At 65.4% G+C, this 17,795-nt stretch carries 13 protein-coding genes; all 13 read right to left on the bottom strand.

Translation table 11 applies throughout. The annotated features are described in order from the left end of the window. Positions 1 to 68 precede the first annotated feature (68 nt). The 13 genes from ACN9M3_RS10550 to ACN9M3_RS10490 are packed head-to-tail and all read right to left on the bottom strand — an operon-like array spanning position 69 to position 17,741. Positions 69 to 1,064, bottom strand: coding sequence for a TIGR03790 family protein (locus ACN9M3_RS10550; protein WP_426322326.1), 996 nt, complete (start codon positions 1,062 to 1,064; stop codon positions 69 to 71). Then, positions 1,045 to 2,460 (bottom strand): mannose-1-phosphate guanylyltransferase/mannose-6-phosphate isomerase, encoded by a 1,416-nt coding sequence (locus ACN9M3_RS10545; protein ID WP_426170566.1) that lies wholly within the window; start codon positions 2,458 to 2,460, stop codon positions 1,045 to 1,047. The genes ACN9M3_RS10550 and ACN9M3_RS10545 overlap by 20 nt, the downstream gene beginning before the upstream one ends. Then, positions 2,457 to 3,611 carry a sugar phosphate nucleotidyltransferase gene (locus ACN9M3_RS10540; protein ID WP_426170564.1) on the bottom strand — a complete coding sequence of 385 codons (1,155 nt, stop codon included), beginning with the start codon at positions 3,609 to 3,611 and terminating at the stop codon, positions 2,457 to 2,459. The genes ACN9M3_RS10545 and ACN9M3_RS10540 overlap by 4 nt, the downstream gene beginning before the upstream one ends. Further along, entirely contained in the window at positions 3,608 to 4,849 is a 1,242-nt protein-coding gene (locus tag ACN9M3_RS10535) for a glycosyltransferase family 4 protein (RefSeq protein WP_426322323.1), read from the bottom strand. The genes ACN9M3_RS10540 and ACN9M3_RS10535 overlap by 4 nt, the downstream gene beginning before the upstream one ends. Continuing rightward, positions 4,833 to 6,143 (bottom strand): nucleotide sugar dehydrogenase, encoded by a 1,311-nt coding sequence (locus tag ACN9M3_RS10530; RefSeq protein ID WP_426170561.1) that lies wholly within the window; start codon positions 6,141 to 6,143, stop codon positions 4,833 to 4,835. Before ACN9M3_RS10530 ends, ACN9M3_RS10535 begins: the two co-directional genes overlap by 17 nt. After that, the gene (locus ACN9M3_RS10525; RefSeq protein WP_426322321.1) at positions 6,140 to 8,098 is read right to left on the bottom strand and encodes an alginate lyase family protein; all 1,959 of its coding nucleotides are present in this window, start codon (positions 8,096 to 8,098) and stop codon (positions 6,140 to 6,142) included. Before ACN9M3_RS10525 ends, ACN9M3_RS10530 begins: the two co-directional genes overlap by 4 nt. Then, complete coding sequence (locus ACN9M3_RS10520; RefSeq protein ID WP_426170558.1) at positions 8,095 to 9,162, bottom strand: glycosyltransferase family 4 protein; 1,068 nt, start codon at positions 9,160 to 9,162, stop codon at positions 8,095 to 8,097. Before ACN9M3_RS10520 ends, ACN9M3_RS10525 begins: the two co-directional genes overlap by 4 nt. Then, the gene (locus ACN9M3_RS10515; protein WP_426322319.1) at positions 9,159 to 10,505 is read right to left on the bottom strand and encodes a phenylacetate--CoA ligase family protein; all 1,347 of its coding nucleotides are present in this window, start codon (positions 10,503 to 10,505) and stop codon (positions 9,159 to 9,161) included. Before ACN9M3_RS10515 ends, ACN9M3_RS10520 begins: the two co-directional genes overlap by 4 nt. Further along, positions 10,486 to 11,739, bottom strand: coding sequence for a glycosyltransferase (locus ACN9M3_RS10510; protein WP_426322317.1), 1,254 nt, complete (start codon positions 11,737 to 11,739; stop codon positions 10,486 to 10,488). Before ACN9M3_RS10510 ends, ACN9M3_RS10515 begins: the two co-directional genes overlap by 20 nt. A 3-nt stretch (positions 11,740 to 11,742) precedes the next feature. After that, a complete protein-coding gene (locus ACN9M3_RS10505; RefSeq protein ID WP_426322315.1) occupies positions 11,743 to 12,717 on the bottom strand; it encodes a glycosyltransferase in 975 nt (324 codons plus the stop codon). Next, positions 12,714 to 13,835 carry a glycosyltransferase gene (locus ACN9M3_RS10500; RefSeq protein WP_426322313.1) on the bottom strand — a complete coding sequence of 374 codons (1,122 nt, stop codon included), beginning with the start codon at positions 13,833 to 13,835 and terminating at the stop codon, positions 12,714 to 12,716. The genes ACN9M3_RS10505 and ACN9M3_RS10500 overlap by 4 nt, the downstream gene beginning before the upstream one ends. Next, the gene (locus tag ACN9M3_RS10495) at positions 13,832 to 15,340 is read right to left on the bottom strand and encodes a hypothetical protein (RefSeq protein ID WP_426322311.1); all 1,509 of its coding nucleotides are present in this window, start codon (positions 15,338 to 15,340) and stop codon (positions 13,832 to 13,834) included. The genes ACN9M3_RS10500 and ACN9M3_RS10495 overlap by 4 nt, the downstream gene beginning before the upstream one ends. 25 nt (positions 15,341 to 15,365) lie before the next feature. Then, entirely contained in the window at positions 15,366 to 17,741 is a 2,376-nt protein-coding gene (locus ACN9M3_RS10490; RefSeq protein ID WP_426170549.1) for a heparinase II/III domain-containing protein, read from the bottom strand. Positions 17,742 to 17,795: the final 54 nt, after the last annotated feature.

Raw genomic sequence — 17,795 nt, 5'->3', positions numbered from 1 at the left:
TTTATTGTTCTTTTGCATATTAACTGTTTGATATGACTAGTTGGTGACACACGATTAGTCCGAACGGACTAACGGGGATAGGGCCGCGCCAGCGGTTCTCCTATGAACAGGCCCTGCGCCGGCCAGGCCACGCTGCGCCAATACGCTTCGATGGCGGTGGCTCCGCTGAGGTAATGCTGCAACAGGATTTGTGGATGGGGAAATTTCTGCCAGTGGTTGCACGGTTCGCTGACCGTGCCATAGCTGGCGGTGGCGCCCGCCTCCAGCCAGCGCAAGCTGCTCATCTGCCCACTGCCCAGCAAATCCCCGCCGTAGGAAGTCAGGTGGTCGGCCAGGGCGCCGGGCAAGAAGCGCAGCGTCTCCAGCTTGCCGACGCGCGCCAGCCCGGTCTGGTAGAACATGATGTCCTGCGCGCCCTCCAGTGCATCCTGCTGCAGCGTATGGATGGTCAGCTTGCGTGCGGGAATGGCGCCGCTGGGGGGAAAGAAGCGTGCCCGGGTATTGCGCGCGGCTTCGCTGGTCTGCAGGAAGTAGGCGCCCGCCTGCGGCAAGCTGAAGCCGGCCGCCTTGCCGCGTTCGGCCACGGCGCGCGCCACGTCCAGCGGCTCGGCCGGCAACAGCATCGACAGTCGCATGCCGGGCGGCAGCGCCTTGGCATTGAAATAGGGATTCTTGCGGCCGGGCGCACAACTGCGCTCGCATTGCGCCGCATCGAAACCCAGGGTGTAGGCCGATGTCAGGCTATTGCATTCGACTGCGTAAGGCGCTGTCCACGCGAACAGCACGGCGCGTGCTTCCGCCGGCAGCTGCTGGTCGATCTCGCTTTTCAGCCGCGCAAAAGCCTCGGCATCGAGGCGGTGCGGCTTGCCGGGAATGCTGACGTGGGCAATGTGCGCCGGCGCGATGCCGCGCAGCTGCGCATAGTAGGCGCCCAGCGCCACGCTGGCAGGATCGGCATCGTTGATGACCAGCCCAAGCTGGGCCGGCTGGAGTTCGGCGCGCGCCCCGGCTGCAATCAGCAGGAGCGCGGCAAAGGCGCAGCGCTTAGCCGCGATGGTAGACATCCTCGAAGCGAACGATATCGTCCTCGCCGAGGTAGCTGCCCGACTGCACTTCAATCAGGTGCAGCGGCAGCTTGCCGGGATTTTCCAGGCGATGGCTCATACCGATCGGGATGTAGGTCGATTCGTTCTCGGTCAGCAGGGTCACCTTGTCGCCGCAGGTCACGCGCGCCGTGCCCGACACCACCACCCAGTGCTCGGCGCGATGGTGGTGCATTTGCAGCGACAGCTTGCCGCCCGGGTTGACGATAATGCGCTTGACCTGGAAGCGGTCGCCCATGTCGATGCCTTCGTAGGATCCCCACGGACGGTACACCTTGGTATGGTGCAGGTGCTCGGTGCGGCCATTGGCCTTCAGGTGGTCCACTACCTGCTTCACGCGCTGCACATGGTCCTTGTGCGCCACCAGTACCGCATCGGAGGTTTCCACGATCACCAGGTCCTGCACGCCGATCGCTGCCACGATGCGGCCTTCGGCGCGCACCAGGCAGTTCCTGGCGTTATCGGTGTACACGTCGCCCCGCGTCACGTTGCCGTCGCCGTCGGCCTGCAGCACGTCCACCAGCGCAGACCAGGACCCGACATCGTTCCAGCCGATCGAGGCCGGCGCCACCACCGCCTGCCGGGTGTGCTCCATCACCGCGTAGTCGATGGAATCGGACGGGCATGCCGTGAATGCCGCTTCGTCGAGGCGGCAGAAATCCAGGTCGCGATAGCCCTTGCCCACCGCCTCCTCGCTGAACCTGGCCATGTCGGGCTGGAATTGCGCCAGCTCTTTCAGGTAGGCGTCGGCGCGGAACAGGAACATGCCGCTATTCCAGAAGAAATTGCCGGCAGCGATAAAGCCCTGTGCCGTCTCTCGGTCTGGCTTCTCGACGAACTTCGCCACCTTGAAGCAGCCTTCAGACGACAAGGTCTCGCCGCTCTGGATATAGCCGTAGCCGGTCTCCGGCGCGGTCGGCACGATGCCGAAAGTGGCCAGCGCGCCCTCCTCCACCAGGCCGGCGGCGCGCTGGATCGCGGCATAGAAAGCATCGACGTCCTTGATCACGTGGTCGGCCGGCAGCACCAGCATGACCGCCTGCGGGTCGATCGCTTTCAGGTAGTGGGCTGCGGCGGCTACCGCCGGTGCCGTATTGCGCCCCACCGGCTCGAGCAGGATGCCAAGCGGGGCCACGCCGATCTCACGCATCTGTTCCGCCACCAGGAAGCGGTGCTCATTGCCGCACACGATCAGCGGCGCCATCATGCCGTTGCGCCCGCCCAGGCGCTGCACGGTCTCCTGCAACATCGTCTTGTCCGACACTAAAGGCAGCAACTGCTTCGGCAAGGCCGCGCGCGACAGGGGCCACAGCCGGGTACCGGCGCCGCCGGACAGGATGACAGGATAAATTTTCATATTAGAGTTGTCTCTTTGGCAACATTGTGCGCGGCACGCCGGGTCGCGCGTCGATCCCGCGCATTCGCCCAGCCCCCGCCTTCTGCCTGCGAAATATGCTGCATTTCGCCAGCGCGGTCGACACTATACTCTTTGAACACGATCAATTCGTCGAGCGTAACGTCTGGTAAGACTCGAGTATATTCGAACAACACGCTGCGCACTACCCTTGCCCCGCTGCGAATGTGGCTGCCGTGGCCAATCCACGTCGGCCCGATGATGGTGGCGCCGGCCTCGATGCGGCAGCCGGAACCTATGTACACCGGCCCGATGATGCGCGTGCCGTTCCAGTCGATGCTGGTGTTCAGGCCGACCCACACGCCCTGCTCCACCTGCACGCCCGGCACGGTCATGTGCGCGACGCCGCCGGTCAGCACGCCTTGCAGCACCTCCCAGTAATCCTTGACGCTGCCGATATCGATCCAGTCGAACTTGCGCGTCTGGCAGTAGAACGGCAGGCCGCGCTGGGCTAGCAGTGGGAACAGCTCGGAACCGATATCGAATTCCTGGCCGGAGGGAATCAGGTCGATCACCTCCGGTTCGAACAGGTAGATGCCGGTGCTGGCGCAATTCGACTTCGCTTGCGCGCGCGCGGGCTTTTCCTGGAATTCCAGCACCCGGCCATCGTCATCGCTGACCACCACGCCATAGCTGCTCACCTTGTCCCACGGCACCTCGCGCGTGATGACGGTCGCCAGCGCGCCCTTGCGCCGATGCTCGTACAGGGCCGACTTCAGGTCCAGGTCGATCAGCGCATCGCCGCACAGCACCACCACGGTCTCGTCGAAAAATCCGCCGAACTCCTGGATCTTCTTGATGCCGCCGGCCGAGCCTATCGGTTGCGGCACCACTTCGCCCTTGTCGTTGGTATAGCCCTCGAAGGAATAGCCGATCTGCACCCCGAACTGGTGCCCTTCCCCGAAATACTCTTCGATCTTCTCATGCAGGTAGCTGACGTTGACCATGATCTCGCTGACGCCATGCCGCTGCAAGTGCTCGACGAGATAGGCCATGACGGGTTTGCCGAGGATCGGGATCATCGGCTTGGGCAGTTCATAGGTCAAAGGGCGCACCCGCGTGCCCTTGCCGGCCGCCAGAATCATCGCTTTCATGGGTTGTCCTTTCTTAACACCAGCTCGGGAGCGGAGTACAGGCGTTCGTAGGCCGCCAGCAGCTTGGGCGCCTCGTACTCCCATTCGAGTTCGTTGACCACGCGGTTGCGCCCGTAGGTACCCATGCGGGCGCGCCGCTCCGGATCGTCCAGCAGTTCCACAATCTTCACGGCCATGTCGACCGGGTCGTTCCTTGCCGCGTACAGCGAAGCTTCCTGTGCCGAGACCCGGCCCTCGGTCAGGTCGAACTGCACGATCGGTTTGCCCAGCGCCATGTACTCCATGATCTTGTTCATGGTGGACTTGTCGTTCATTTCGTTCGCCACATCCGGATTCACGCACACATCGGCCGTGTTCAGCATTTCCAGCAATTGCTGGTCGGGCACGCGCCCGGTAAAGGTCACGTAGTCGGCCACGCCAAGCTCGCGCGCCAGTGACCTCATGTCCTCCAGCGAAGTGCCGCCGCCCACCAGGCCGAAATGCACGTCGCGCCGGCCCATGTCGTGCACCACTACGCGCACGCTTTGCAGCAGCAGGTCGATGCCTTCCTGCGCTCCCATCACGCCAACATAGCCGACCAGGAAGCGCCTGCCCTGCTTCAGCGCATCCACCGCGGGCAGCACGCGCAGGCGGTCCAGCTTGGGCCCGCTGCGCACCACGTACACCTTGTCCGGGTCCATGCCGCCACGCCCGATGGCGATGCGCTTGTACGAATCGTTGGTGGCAATCGAGACGTCGGCGGTACGGAACGAAAGGCGTTCCAGCCAGACCATCAGCTTGTAGAAGAAGTCGCGCCGCCCGAACTTGGCCTCGTACAGTTCCGGGTTGATGTCGTGGTGGTCGAACAGGAAGCGCTTGCCCAGCACGAACTTGAAGAAGCCCCCGACCAGGAACAGCAGGTCGGGCGGATTGCAGGCATGGATGACGTCAAAGCCGTGGCGGAACAGGACCTTCCACGCCAGCCGCGAACTGTGGAACAGGGCGGCCGAATACTCGATGGCGTAGCCCAGCGCCCCTTCGGCCTCCATCGGCAGCTTGTAGCGGTAGATGTGGATGCCGTCCAGCTCCTCGTAGCGCGACTCGTAGCCCTTGCCGGTCGGGCAGATAATCGCCACCTGGTAGCCGTTGGCATGCAGGGTCGTCGCCTCCTGCCATACGCGCCGGTCGAATGGCGACGGCAGGTTTTCGACGATGATGAGGACTCGGCGCTGATCCGTGCGTTTACCAGCAGATGCCATCGTATGCCCCCTCGCTCTGCTTGCCGGAGACGCGCACGAGGTCCACCAGGTGCTGCCCGGGCCGCAGCCGGTCGGGCACCGACTGGAACTCCGGCGCACCGTTGCCGATCACCACCGTATCCGCAAAGGCCAGCACCGCGTCCATCGAGTCGACCATCAGCCGCGAGATGTGGGGAATGATATTCATGATGTAGTCCTGGTTGGCGCCGGTGAGCGCCGCCAGTTTCACGTTCTTGTCGTACAGGCGCAGCTCATAGCCCTTGCCGATCAGGTGTTCGATCACGTCCACCAGCGGCGATTCCCGCAAGTCGTCGGTTCCCGCCTTGAACGAAAAGCCGAGGATGCCGACCTTCCTGCCCGGCTTTTCCATCACCATCTTCAGGCCCTTTTCCACCTGCTTGTGGTTGGACGGCAGGATGGCGTTCAGCAGGGGCAGCTCCAGGTCGAGCTGGCGCGCCTTGTAGACCAGCGCACGCACGTCCTTCGGCAGGCAGGAACCGCCAAAGGCGAAGCCGGGCTTCATGTAATAGGGCGAGAGATTCAGCTTGGTGTCCTTGCAGAAGATCTCCATCACCTCGTGCCCGTCGATGCCGACTGCCTTGCAGATGTTGCCGATCTCGTTGGCGAAATCGACCTTCAGCGCGTGCCAGGTATTGTCGGTGTACTTCACCATTTCAGCCGTCTCGACGTCGGTGCGCACCACCGGCGCATCCATGCCGGCATACAGTTGCAGCAACAGCTCGCCAGAACGCTCGTCGGTCTCGCCGATCACCGTCTTCGGCGGGTGGTGGTAGTCATGCACCGCCGTGCCCTCGCGCAGGAATTCCGGGTTGCTGCACACGCCGAAATCGATGCCGGCGCGCTTCCCGGACGCCTCCTCCAGCGTCGGAATCACCAGCGAACGCATGGAGCCGGGCAACATGGTGCTGCGCGCCACCACGACATGGAAGCCGTCTTTCTCGCGCAGCGCATGGCCGATCTGTTCGCACACCTTGCGCACCGCGCTCAGGTCGAGATTGCCGTTCAGTTGCGATGGCGTGCCGACGCACACCAGCGAAATCTCGCTCGACATCACGGCATCGCGCACGCTGTCGGTGGCGCGCAAGCGGCCATCGCGCACCGCGCCGGCAATCATCTCGCCGATATCCTTCTCGATAATCGGCGTGCGCCCCTCGTTGATCAGCCCAACCTTGGTGCGGTTCGGATCGACCCCGATCACCGTATGGCCTTCTGCCGCCAGGCAGCCTGCCGACACTGCACCTACGTAGCCCATGCCAAAGATACTGATCTTCACGATGACGCTCCTTCCAGTAAGGTAATTTCGGTCACGATCGTGCTGGTGCCGCGTATCGTTCCGCGCCACGCTGCTGTCGCGATGCCGGATTTGCTGTCAAAGCTGCGCGAGATCCATCCCGCGATTGGCGCCGTGCTGGCGCAATGGAGTTGCGGCCCATTCCCGAAATGGCATGCCATGTGCAAGCCCTTGTCGCGCCTGGCGACATGCAAAGCTTGCCCAACCTTTTCGGCATGGCAGCCTTCCGCAAAATGCCAGTGCAGGGCTACCTCGTGCTCGCCAGAACATTCTAGGGTATCTTCAACTTTTACCGTGTTCCGTTTGGAATCGAAACGAATGGTGCGGCGATGCATGACGGGATCGCGCAAGCGCATATAGCCATCATGTTTTCCCTCGAAGAAATGTGGTGCATCGTGCGACAACGCGCGCGCATTGGCCTTGTGCAGCCACATGAAATTGCCGCCGATCTCAGACTGGTCCAGCCCATCGACCTGCACCGTGTTGTGCGCAGCCGTGCTGCGGAAGTAATCGCGCCACTGGCGATGCGTGTGGTAGGCATACGTGCCGGGATCGACCAGCATCTCCTGCCCGCCCATGGAAAGCGTGAAGGCCAGCGCATCGGCATGCCCGTGCGCCGCCAGCGAAAGATAGCCCAGGGGGCCGCAATCGACCACGATGCGCACTTCCTGCGGCGTGCCAAAGTCCTTGCCGAGCAGGTAGTAGCCGCCCTGCAGAAACGCCAGGCGCGGTGTCTCCCTTGCGCCGGGCGCAGGCGCCGGCAAGGCGGCCCAGCGCGCGTCGGCATCGGCGAACAGCCAGCGGTTGCGCTCGTCGAGCACGCCCGCCTTTGCCTTGAAGTCGGCGCGCCCGAACAGCAGCGCCGCGCTGGCGAGCAGGGAGCGGTACGGCGGCCCAGCCGAGCCGTCCAGCCGCAGCATGCGCGCATCGTCGGCATCGCCAATCATCGGCACGTTGCCCCCGGCATCCATCACGGCCGCGAGGAACTCCGCCATGCGCTCAAGGCGCGCCAGCCATGCAGGCGGGAAGCTGCTGCCGTTGGCTTGCGCCGCAAGCTGGCAGAGCAGCATCATGTCCATCACTTCGTGGTGATAGTAGATGGCTTGCTCCTTGTTGACGCCGTCCTCCCAGTTCTGCTGCAAGCCCTGCTCGACCAGGCCGCGTTCGGCCAGGGCGCGCCAGCGCACGCTCTCGCTCCAGCAAGGCCATTGCACGCTCGCGATGTACAAGCCCATGTACTCGCCAAGCAAATGGTTGTTGGCCGACGAATGGCGCGACAGGTGATGGCTGATGAAGTGGCAATGCTTGTAGACCGCGTTGAGCCAGCGATGCCGCCAGTCGTCGTCAAGGCTGCCGGCCAGCAGCTGCCAGGCGGCGGACCAGTTCAGCAGGCGCACGCCAAGTTCCAGCGAACTGGCCCAGTGCACGCCTTGCGGATAAGGACACTGGTCGAGCCAGGAAAGCAGCAGCGTACGCGCGCCGTCCCTGTATTTGCGCTCGCCGGAGCTGCGCCACGCCTGTGCCAGCGTCACCAGTTCCAGATGGCGGCTCGGCTCCCACAGGTACTTGATATCGCCCACCAGCGAGGCGTCGCGGTAATCGATCGAAGGCCCCGGCGCCATCGGCGACGTGGTGCCGGTGCGTGGATCGCGGTTCCACTGCGGCGGGAAGCCCAGCTGCACGCCCTGCAGCGCAAACACGTTCCAGCGCCCTGCCAGCAGCGAGTCGGCGGCCAGGCAAAGCGCGGCTTGGTCGACGCCCGCCGGCGCGGCAAGGAAGGCCGCGCCAAAGCGGTCCAGCGCCGGCACCGGCGGATAGCTCGCCAGTCCCAGCCCCATGGCCGCGGCCTTGCGCCGCGCCAGCTGGTGCACGCGCCAGACAACTTCGGCAGGCCCCATCAGCTTGAGGCGATTGATTTTCCAGGCAAGTGCAGTCATTGCGGCAAGAACCCCAGTTCGCGATACAGCCGCTCAAGCTGCGGCAACACGGCATCGCTGCAGAAGGTGGATTCCACCTTGCGCCGCGCTGCCTCCCCCATGCGCCGCGCCAGCGCATCGTCTTCCAGCAGCTGCGCCAGCCGCGCAGCCAGCGCATCGACGTCGCCCGGCGCGACGAGGAAACCCTCCACGCCGTCGGCGACCGCTTCCGGAATTCCGCCGACCGGCGTTGCCAGCACCGGCAAGCCCGCCGCCATCGCTTCCAGCACGCTCATGGGCAGGCCCTCGTTATACGAAGGCAGCGCAAACAATGAGGCCAGCGCCAGCTGCTGCTGGCGGCTTTCCGCCCCGACCCAGCCGAGCAGGTTGAGCTGGTTGGCAATGCCCAGTTGCGCCGCCCGCTCGCGTACGGCATCAAGCTCGCCATCGCCCCCCAGCCGCAACTCCAGCGCCGAGACCTGCGGCGCCACGCGCGCCGCCGCCTGCAGCAAGTCGTAGCTGCCCTTGCGCCGCCCCAGGCGCCCCAGGCACAGCACCGCACCGCGCCGCCGCTGCTCCCACGCACTGGCGGCAGGCAGCAGCACCGGGTTATAGATCGCCTGCACATGCCGGTTGCGCGACATGCCCTCCACCCAGCGCCGCCAGGCCTCCGACAGCACCACGACGCGCGTGCTGCGATCGAAGATGAAGCGTACGAAGCGCTTGCGCCAGGGTCCGCACTCCTCGCCATAGAACTGCGCAAACTCGGCCCCGTGCAAATGCAGGATCGCCGGCACCCCGGCGGCGAAAGCCAGCAGGAAGAAGCCCGACTTGCGCCAGAAGCTCGCGCGCGAAGCCAGGTGCACGTGCACCAGCCCGACCTGTCCGCGCAACAGCATGCCCGCGAAAACGGCGTAGGCCGCCAGCATCACGCGCAGCTTGCGCCACCTGCTGCCGTCGCAATGCGTAGCCAGGTAGCGCACGCGAAAACGCCGCAGCATGCCCGCCTGCTCATACACCTTGACCACGGAAGCGATGCCACCCATGGTGTCCATGCCGGTGCCCAGCATCACGATGGTTTTCATGAGCGCCGCCCGTCCTGCCATTCGTTGACGACCCAGCGGAACTTGCCTGCAGCGGTATTTGGCAACTCGTCGCGCAGCACCACCTTCACCTGCACCGTCGCATCGACCAGCTGGGCGATGTTGCGCAGCAGCTTGTCCTGGTCCGCCTGCGAGAAACGCGCATCCGGCACCAGGCGCAGTTCCCACAAGCCCGGGCCGACCTGCGCGACCTGCGACTTGCGCACGTTTTCCACGCCCTTGAAGGCAAAAGTCAGCACGGAAGGACTGACTTCCGAGCCATCGCCGCCGGTGATCCGGTCTTCCAGCTTGCCGGTGACAGGCTCGATCATCGGGAACGGCCGGCCGCAAAGGCAATGGCCATGCCTCCAGCGCGTGCGGTCGCTCAGGCGATAACGCACCAGCGGCATCGCCAGGTTATGCAAGGTGGTGCCCACCACATGGCCGTAGCCGTCGGTTGGCTCGCCATGCTCGTCGAGGATTTCGACGTGGGAATAGTCCGGATTGACGTGCATGGAGCCATACTCGCACTGGGTCGCGAAGGCAACCCGCTCCGCCATGCCGTACATGTCCATGATCTTTCCCGCCAGGCGCTCGCCAATCAGCTCTTTCTGGTGCGGGTAAAGCGGCTCCGACGCGGTGAACAGGTAGGGCACGTGCAAGCGCATGCCGCGCCGCTCGAGTTGCTGCGCCAGCGTGTAGGCGGTGGACGGGTAAGCCTGCATCATGGCGGGCGCATAGTCGCGTAGCTTGTCGATGATGGGATCGACACAATGATCGGTCAGGTGGCGCGAGGAAAGCAGCAACTGCCGGTTGTAGCGGTTCTCGAACCAGTAGGGCGGGCGCGCCTGGTCCAGGCCGGCCACCATGTCCCCGCGCAAGGTCGCGCGCGGCATGCCGTCAACATAGCCGGCCCAAGTCCAATGGCGCTTGATGAAGGCCTGCTCCATCTGCACCGACTGCAGGCTGCGAATGATCACCAGCGGCGTGCCCGTGGTCCCGCTGGTCTTGCCGAGCGCCTGCCACGGCCGCTTGCTGCCTCCGTTCGGATACAGCGCCAGCGGATGCTCGAGCAAGGCCGATTTGTCGACAATCGGGAACAGCTCGCGCAAGGCCTGCCGCGCTTCGACAGGCGAGAAATCGCGCGTGATGTGGGCGTAGTATGGAAGCTTCTCGATCGCGGCCTGCAGGCTGCGGTGCAGGAGCCGGTCGCCCATCACCTTCAGCGCGTAATCGTCCATCAGCTCATGCCCCCGCAGGCGCCGCACCAGGCGCTGGCTCAGCGCATTGTCGCGCACCAGGGCGCGCCCGCCGTACAGGAACTCTTTACGCAATTCGGCCAGCATGATCGCCTCCAACCAGGTTCCGGTAGCGTTGCGCCACCGCCTCGCCCAGCACGCGGTAGCTGCGCGCCGCCTCGATATAGGCCGGGCCGGCCGCAGCGCGTGCCCGCGCCGCTTGCGGATCGCGCAGGATCGCCAGCAGGCCCTCGGCCATGGCTTGCGGCGTGCTTGCCGCCAGCCAGCCGGCGCCGCTTGCCGCCAGCACGGCCTCCTGGTCAGGGATGTCATTGCCCACGCAAGGCATGCCCAACGCCAGGTATTCCAGCAACTTGGTCGGCGAACTGACGTCATACAGTGCGCCGCGCGGCACATACGATATGGCCGCCTGCGCTCCAAGCAGGTATTCCCAGGCTTGCACGGGAGGCAGCCAGCCGGTGACCTGCACCGCTTCTTCCAGCCCGCGTTCGCGCGCGGCGCCGAGCAACTGCACCACGTCGCCCTGCTGCGGCGAACTGCCGATCAGCAGCAAGCTCGCCTCCGGCAGCTCGCGCCGCACCAGCACCAGCGCATCCAGCACGCGCTCAAGGCAGCGCGCCCGGTCCAGCGTACCGAGATAGGCCACCACCGGCCGCCCTTGCCAGCCGGCCCAGGCACGGGCCGCGGGCCGCAGCTCGGGCCGCGCCAGGGCTTCCATGTCGACGCCCATCGGCACCGCGCTGATCCGTCCTGCCGGCACGCCATGCTGCGCCACCAGGCGCGCCATCGCCTCGCTTTGCACGAACACGTGATCGGCGCGCGGCAGCAGCACGCGGTACAGCAGCCAGCGTTCGGCCAGGCCTTTGGCGAGGACGAGGCGCGCCCGCAGGCGCCGCCAGCCAGGGCGCCCCTGCAGCCGCGCCAGCTCATCGCGAGCCCGCTCGATACGCCCTTCGCTCATCAGGTATGACAGCCAATACATCATCGGCATCCCCTTCATGCGCGCCACCAGCAACGCCAGCAAGCCGATGCTGACCATGTCGCGCACCTGCAGCGCATCGTGGGTGCGGCGGTTAGCGCCAAGCAAGGCGCGCAGGCATAGCCAGAGAAAAGACAGTTCCGCTTTCCAGCGCGCACCAACTCGTGCCCGCCGTGAAGAAGCGAAGCCCTGGTTATCGGCTGGCGCCGCGCTGCCTTTGCCGACCAGGTGGCATTGCACGCCATGGCGCGGCAGGTATTTTCCGAAAAGGGTCGCCACGTCGGCGCGAAAAGTCGGCAAGGGTTCCGGCACCAGCTGCAAGATGCGTACTGGGCGAGCCATGCTTCATCCTAGCAAGAACTGCTCGATTTCAGCGCCCGGTTCGCCTCGCCCTTCCAGCTTTCCCGCCGCCAGCCGCACGCGCTGTGCAAGTTCGGCGCGCCGCGCCGGTTGCTCGATCGCACGCGCCAGCGCTTCGCGCATCGCGCCTACGTCGTCATGCGGGACGAAGCCCGGGTAGTCCTCGCCGAGATAGGCTTCAATCGACTCGTGGCGGGTCGCGACCAGCGGCTTCCCATGCCGCAGGACGCGCAGCAGGACGCTCTGGCCGCAGGCCTCGCCAACGCCGCGCAGCGGCATCGCCACCACGCTGCTGCGCGCCAGCAAACCTTCGAATTCAGCCTCCGGCAGGTCGCGCAGGATGCGGGTGCTGCCGCGCGCCGGCTGGCGTATCTGGTTGCGCTGCGAAGCGACGATCACCAGCGGTGCCGGCAGGGGTTCGGCTGCTTCCAGCAACAGGTCGTAATCGCGATTGGAGAAACCGCCTGCGAAAATACTGCCGTCATCATCCTGTTGCGCGGCCCGGCCATCCAGCTCCTGCCGCCACAAGTGGCAATGCACGTCCTGCGGCGCCATGCCGACGTTCTGGACCAGGTTGCGCGCCTCCCCCGGCGAGAAGGCGATGAAGCCCAGGCCCGGCACGCGCAGCGCGCGCAGCACGCGGTCGGCAATGCGGCGCGCGCGCTTGCCGTGGACGAAGCAGCTCATGACCAGCAGGCGCTGCGGCCGCGGCAGCAAGCCCGCCTTGACCAGCGCCAGCACAGGTAGCGCCTGCCAGCCAACCACCAGCAAGCGGTCGGTCTTTTGCCACAAGCCGAAACAGCGCAGCAGCTTCGGCGAGAACATCGACATCACGATGGACAGCTTGCCGCTCATGCCCTGCGCGCCGGAGCCCACGATCGTCACGCGCGCACCGCGTTCGCGCAGGTAGCCGGTGATGTCGCGATAGCTGCTCGCTTGCGGAAGCAGGACATGGATCATGGCCGCCGCCCCTCCGCCACCACCTCGCGCAAGATCTGCATATACTGCCGGCTCACCACCTCGGCCGTATGTTCCGAGGCGTAGCGCAGCGCGCCGCCATCCTGCAAGGTGCTGTAGTACTCGGCATCGTCATACAGGCGGTTGATGGTCGCCAGCATTGCCGGCACGTCCTGCGGCATCATCCCGGTCCATCCAGGCACGATGCTGAAAGTCGATTGCGGGCACAGCACCGGTGTGCGCGTCGACCACGCATCGCACAGGAAGCCCCACCCCGAATGGCTCTCCGTATAGGCGAACCAGGCCGACGACAGGCGTTGCAGCGCCTCGATGCGCGTCACCCCTTCCACATGCTCGACGCGATCGCCAAGCCGTTCCTGCAGCTGCTTGACAATATGCGCATACGGCCCGCGGCCGATCACCACGAAGCGCTCCACCGGCGTGTGCTCGAGGATGGCAGGCACCGTCTCCAGCCAGCGTTCGCAATTCTTGTGGCGGATCAGCGAACCGACATAGATCATTTCGCCCTGCCGCCGCTCGCGCGCTGGCCGCCAGTCCGCCGGCCGCTGCGCGCAATGCGCCGCGTAGTAGGCGCGCCGCCCGCGCAAGCCAAGCGTGGCCAGTTGCGGCAGGTCCGCCGGATCGTTGCTCATGAGCGCATCGACCTGCCCGCACACCTGCCACCAGCGCATGCGCCCCGCAACCCGCCCCAGCGCCGGCACGCCGCCGTAATAGCGCCGCCGCAGCAGCTGCACCGGGTCGGCCGACTCCACCCGCAGCAGCACCGGCACCGGATACAAGGGGCGCAACAACTCCAGCAACGGCAGGCTGTGGAAGGAATTCACCAGCAGCACATCCGGCCGGAAGGCATCGACAATCTCGCGCACTTGCGGCAGGTAGCGCCCCGCTTCGTGCGACAGCGCGCGCAGGCTAGGAAAGATGCGGTGGATCGGTACGCCCTGGAAATTTTCGTATGCCTCGCCCGGCTCCGAACTCTTGAGCGCCGACACGCGCGACGTCACAACCTGCACCGCCACGCCTTTCGCAACCAGGGGCGGCAGCACATAGGCTACTTCGTCGAAGGTTGGATTCAATCCTGGATAGATGGCAAGCACTTTCATGAGGCCTCGCGCAGTAGTTTGCGTCCCAGTACTCGGTTGATGAGCTGTCGATCTTTCTCATCAATTGCACCCGACAATAGCAGCGCTACAGCAAAAACGGCGCACAGCAGCATGGCTCCGACCGCTGCGCCCAGCACGCCCTGCCCCGGCAACAGCCAGGCCACGCAAGCCGCCGCACCAATTGCCAGCAGTGCGCGCGCCCACCAGCGCAAGCCCAGCGGCCAGGCGAATCCGCGCCGCCGCATGCCCGTCACCACCAGCCCGTTGACGATCAGCTCATTGCCCAGCAAGGCGGCAGGCACCAGCCACAAGCCCAGGGCCGCAGAGCCCAGCCAGGCCAGCAAGGGGAGCACCAGCAAGGAACACAGCGAGGCCAGCGCCCACATGCCCATCAGTCCAACCGCATTGCATACCACGTTGAGGATCAGCCGATGCAGGCGCAGCGCCAGCCAGCCGCACAGCACCGCAAACAGCAGGCGGTATTCGCCAAAGCGCCCGCCGCTGGCCAGCTGCAGCACCAGGTCGCCATACACTGCCGCCACCGCCAGCACCGGCAGCAAGCTCAGGGCGCTGACCTTGAAGACGAAGTGCGCCCAGCGCTGCAATTCGCCGTAGTCACGATTGCCCGCATAGGCGCCGATCATGCGCGAGCGCACTACCGAGAAAATTACCATGCCGGGCATGTAGTTGCGGATGATATCCGTCAAACGCAGGACGAATCCCAGTCCCGCCATGGCTTCCGGCGCCTGGCTGCGCGCCAGCAGCAGGATCAGGCAGGACGGCGAATACAGGTATTCAACAATGCCGCTGGCATAGTTATGCAAGGCTACGGAGCGCATTTGCGCCTGCGTGGGCGGCGGCCAACCGGCATGCGCGTGAACCGGCAAGCTGCGCGCCGCATGCGCCACAAAGCCCGCCGCCAGCAGCAGCGCACCGGCGCTGGCCGCCAGTTCCGCCAGCAGCAGCTGGCGTGCCGTGCCGCTGCCCATCGCCAGCAAGGCGCAGGCGATCACAGCGCCGCGCAGCACCGTGACCAGCTGCATGCGCGATTGCAGGGCCAGCGCCTCCAGCGTGTTGTCGCGCAGGATGCGCATCACGCCCTCCACCACCAACAGGATGGCCGCCACACTGGCCAGTTCGGCCGGGAACGAAACGGGCAGCACGCCGGCGCCGCGCGCCAGCAGGAGCCCGCCAGCGACCAGGGCCAGCACCAGCATGCGGCAGGCGGCGACCGCCAGCACCAGGCGCAGCAGCGCCTGGCGGCTGCCGCGCAAGCGATATTCGGGAAGGAAGCGCAGCAGCACCCAGTCGAGGCCGAAACTCGACAGCCCGAGGACGAGTTCCACCAGCGCCATGCCGACCACGTAGTGGCCGAACTCGGCGGACGGCAGCACCCGTGCCGACAACCCAAGCACGCAGGCTGTCAGCACGGCGGTAGGCACCTTGCCTACCAGGAAAGCGGCGATATTACGCCGCGTCTGGGGGCCCGAGTATGGTGCTGTCATAGCATGGCTCAGTCCCCCTGGCGGCTCAAGGCAGCGGCAGCGTAATGGTCTGGCTGCCCACCGTCAGCACGCGGCTGGTGGTGCCGGTGGTCAGCTTGACTGCCGGCTTCTTGCAGCCCACATCGAGCAAGATCACGAACTCGCCCTTGAGCGCGGCCGGGCGCGTGAACGCCGCATGCTCCTCGATACCGGTGCGCGGCGCCGGACCGTCACGCTTGACCAGGGTGGCCCCCGGCGTGATCGAGCGCACGCAGAGCGAGCGGTCGCCGTTGACGATGGTTGCCGTGCCGTCGGCGTTGACCGTGATGGCAACCGCCGCGTGGAAGTTCCATTCCCAGGAATGGGCCACCGGCGCGGTCAGCGTATCCATCACCACTGCCGCGTCCTGGCTGCGGAAATACCACACCTTGCGCCGGTTCAGCGACAACGCGCCTTCAAACGCCGGCGTGGCATCGCCCTCCACATAATCCATGGCGGAAGTGGTCGAGAAGCCGGTGATCTTGCCGTTGCGGCCCAGGTTCACCGTGTTGCCCTCGATGCGCTGGCCGACGCCGTTGTCGTAGGTCACCGCATTGTGCGACTTGGTCGCGCGGTACCAGCTGCTCCACAGGGGCGAGCCGTACCAGTCGTAATACCCGGCCTCGATCAGCAGGCGCTTGCCGCCGCTGTTCAGGACGATTGAATTCTGGTCGCCGTGGCTGTGGTTGTACGAACCGTAGGGGCTGGACTTGAAGTACAACGAAGTGCGCTTCACGTCCGCCAGCGAGCTGTGCATGGCGGCCCAGCCCACGCTCGGATAAAAGGCGCCGTTCGGCGGCGGCAGCGCGGTCGTCACGGTATTGACCGGCAGCGGCGAAGGCGCCTGCAGCAGGGTCAGTGGATCCTCCACCCCGACCATGCTGCTGAAGTACCATTTTGCCGCCGGCGTATTGAAGCGCGACGCAAAGGCCTTCAGCAGATAGGTGTTGGGCACGTCTTCGTGGCCATCGCCAAACACGTGGTTCGGCGTGCCTGGCGGGACGAAGTGCGCCATGAAGCGCAGGAAGCCGTCCGACCATGGCTTGCGGTAGATCGACACGCCCAGCGCCTGGCTCAGCGGGTCCCAGATCTGGATCGAGAAATCGGCCGCCGCCTGGCCATAGGCGGTGCCGTTGGCATAGCCGCCTTCCGGACCGCTCCAGGTGTACACCTGGTGCACGTAGGTGCGCACCGCAAAGTCGAACCAGGTCTGCGCCGCCGGCACGTCGCCCAGGTTCAGCGCCGCGATCAGCGCCAGGAAGCCCAGCGTGTTGCCGCCGTGGGCGTCATACGGGTACTGGTCCATGCGGCCATTGCTGCCGGCCAGGTCGTTGTAGATATCCGTGGTACGGCGCGCGATGGAAGCTTGCCAGTTTGCCTTGCGCGTGGCGTCGAGGTTATTCCACAGCATGTCGAGCGCCTTCGACAGCGACAGCGCGATGGTGCGCGTCGCCTGGTCCTGGTTGGCATAGCTGGTCGGCCCGGTCGGGCTCAGCGCAGCCAGTTCGTCGCCGCGCTTGATCGCTTCGTTCAGGTAGGCGGTGGCGATGGCCTCGCCCTGCTTCAGGCGGTACAACAAGGCAGCCGCTTCCACCTGGTGCGCCGTACGGTTGATGCGGTTGCGGATATCGGAGTTCTGGTTGCTGAGCGCCGTGGTCATGGTGCCGCTGCTGATCAGCGGCCAATCGCTGTCACGCACCGGCGCCATGGTCAGGCGCGACTGCACGGTCTCGATCAGGCGCCGCACCTGGTCGCCGCGCTCGGTCACCATGGCCGAGGTCCACTTCAGGTAAGGCAGGAAGTTCGGCGCCAGCGTGCGCGAGCGGCCATGGCGCAGCACATTGTCGCGCAGGGTGGCGTTGTCGTAGACCTCGAACTTGATGGCGCTGCTGTCGATGGTGAAGCTGCGCACGGTCGACCAGTCCTTGGCCACCGCTTCAGCCAGCGGCACCACTGCGGCTTCGGCTGCCGCTTCGATCTGCGCCAGGTTCGAGCCGGCAGCCTTGGCCTTGGCGCGCGCTGCCGCGTCGGCATCGTTCATGGCCTGGGTGCGGGTGAACGGCGCCACCTTCCAGGTATAGATGCCGGCTGTGGCGAAAGCGTGGGTCGGCAGCAGCCAGTTGCGCGGCACCACGTGCTTGATGGGCGAGGCGGTGCCGGGCGGCTGGATGATGACCAGGTACCAGGTGGACGAAGTAGCGATCGGATAACGCGACCAGGAAAATCCCGGCGGATTCTGTGGCTGCAATTGCATCTTGTCCGGCGCCGGGCGCACAGCTTCGATGTTGGGGGAAATCGCCCAGTCGGCGCGGCTCGCACTTGCGAACGTGGCCAGGGCGGCGAAGACTGCATGGGGCAAGAGGGAATATTTAACGAATTTCATGTGATACTCTCCAGACAATTTCGTTTGCGAATCAATAAGTTAACGACTTTTTGA

The organism is Pseudoduganella sp. R-43 (assembly GCF_049913255.1).
Taxonomy (GTDB): Bacteria; Pseudomonadota; Gammaproteobacteria; order Burkholderiales; family Burkholderiaceae_D; genus Rugamonas.
The sequence above is the reverse complement of the archived record's forward strand: the minus strand, read 5'-3'. Positions and strand labels throughout refer to the sequence as shown.

Bases quoted from the DNA above. Each gene is read 5' to 3' on its own strand.
- ACN9M3_RS10550 (WP_426322326.1), bottom strand. From the start codon at position 1,064: ATGTCTACCATCGCGGCTAAGCGCTGCGCCTTTGCCGCGCTCCTGCTG.
- ACN9M3_RS10545 (WP_426170566.1), bottom strand. From the start codon at position 2,460: ATGAAAATTTATCCTGTCATCCTGTCCGGCGGCGCCGGTACCCGGCTG.
- ACN9M3_RS10540 (WP_426170564.1), bottom strand. From the start codon at position 3,611: ATGAAAGCGATGATTCTGGCGGCCGGCAAGGGCACGCGGGTGCGCCCT.
- ACN9M3_RS10535 (WP_426322323.1), bottom strand. From the start codon at position 4,849: ATGGCATCTGCTGGTAAACGCACGGATCAGCGCCGAGTCCTCATCATC.
- ACN9M3_RS10525 (WP_426322321.1), bottom strand. From the start codon at position 8,098: ATGACTGCACTTGCCTGGAAAATCAATCGCCTCAAGCTGATGGGGCCT.
- ACN9M3_RS10520 (WP_426170558.1), bottom strand. From the start codon at position 9,162: ATGAAAACCATCGTGATGCTGGGCACCGGCATGGACACCATGGGTGGC.
- ACN9M3_RS10515 (WP_426322319.1), bottom strand. From the start codon at position 10,505: ATGCTGGCCGAATTGCGTAAAGAGTTCCTGTACGGCGGGCGCGCCCTG.
- ACN9M3_RS10510 (WP_426322317.1), bottom strand. From the start codon at position 11,739: ATGGCTCGCCCAGTACGCATCTTGCAGCTGGTGCCGGAACCCTTGCCG.
- ACN9M3_RS10505 (WP_426322315.1), bottom strand. From the start codon at position 12,717: ATGATCCATGTCCTGCTTCCGCAAGCGAGCAGCTATCGCGACATCACC.
- ACN9M3_RS10500 (WP_426322313.1), bottom strand. From the start codon at position 13,835: ATGAAAGTGCTTGCCATCTATCCAGGATTGAATCCAACCTTCGACGAA.
- ACN9M3_RS10495 (WP_426322311.1), bottom strand. From the start codon at position 15,340: ATGACAGCACCATACTCGGGCCCCCAGACGCGGCGTAATATCGCCGCT.
- ACN9M3_RS10490 (WP_426170549.1), bottom strand. From the start codon at position 17,741: ATGAAATTCGTTAAATATTCCCTCTTGCCCCATGCAGTCTTCGCCGCC.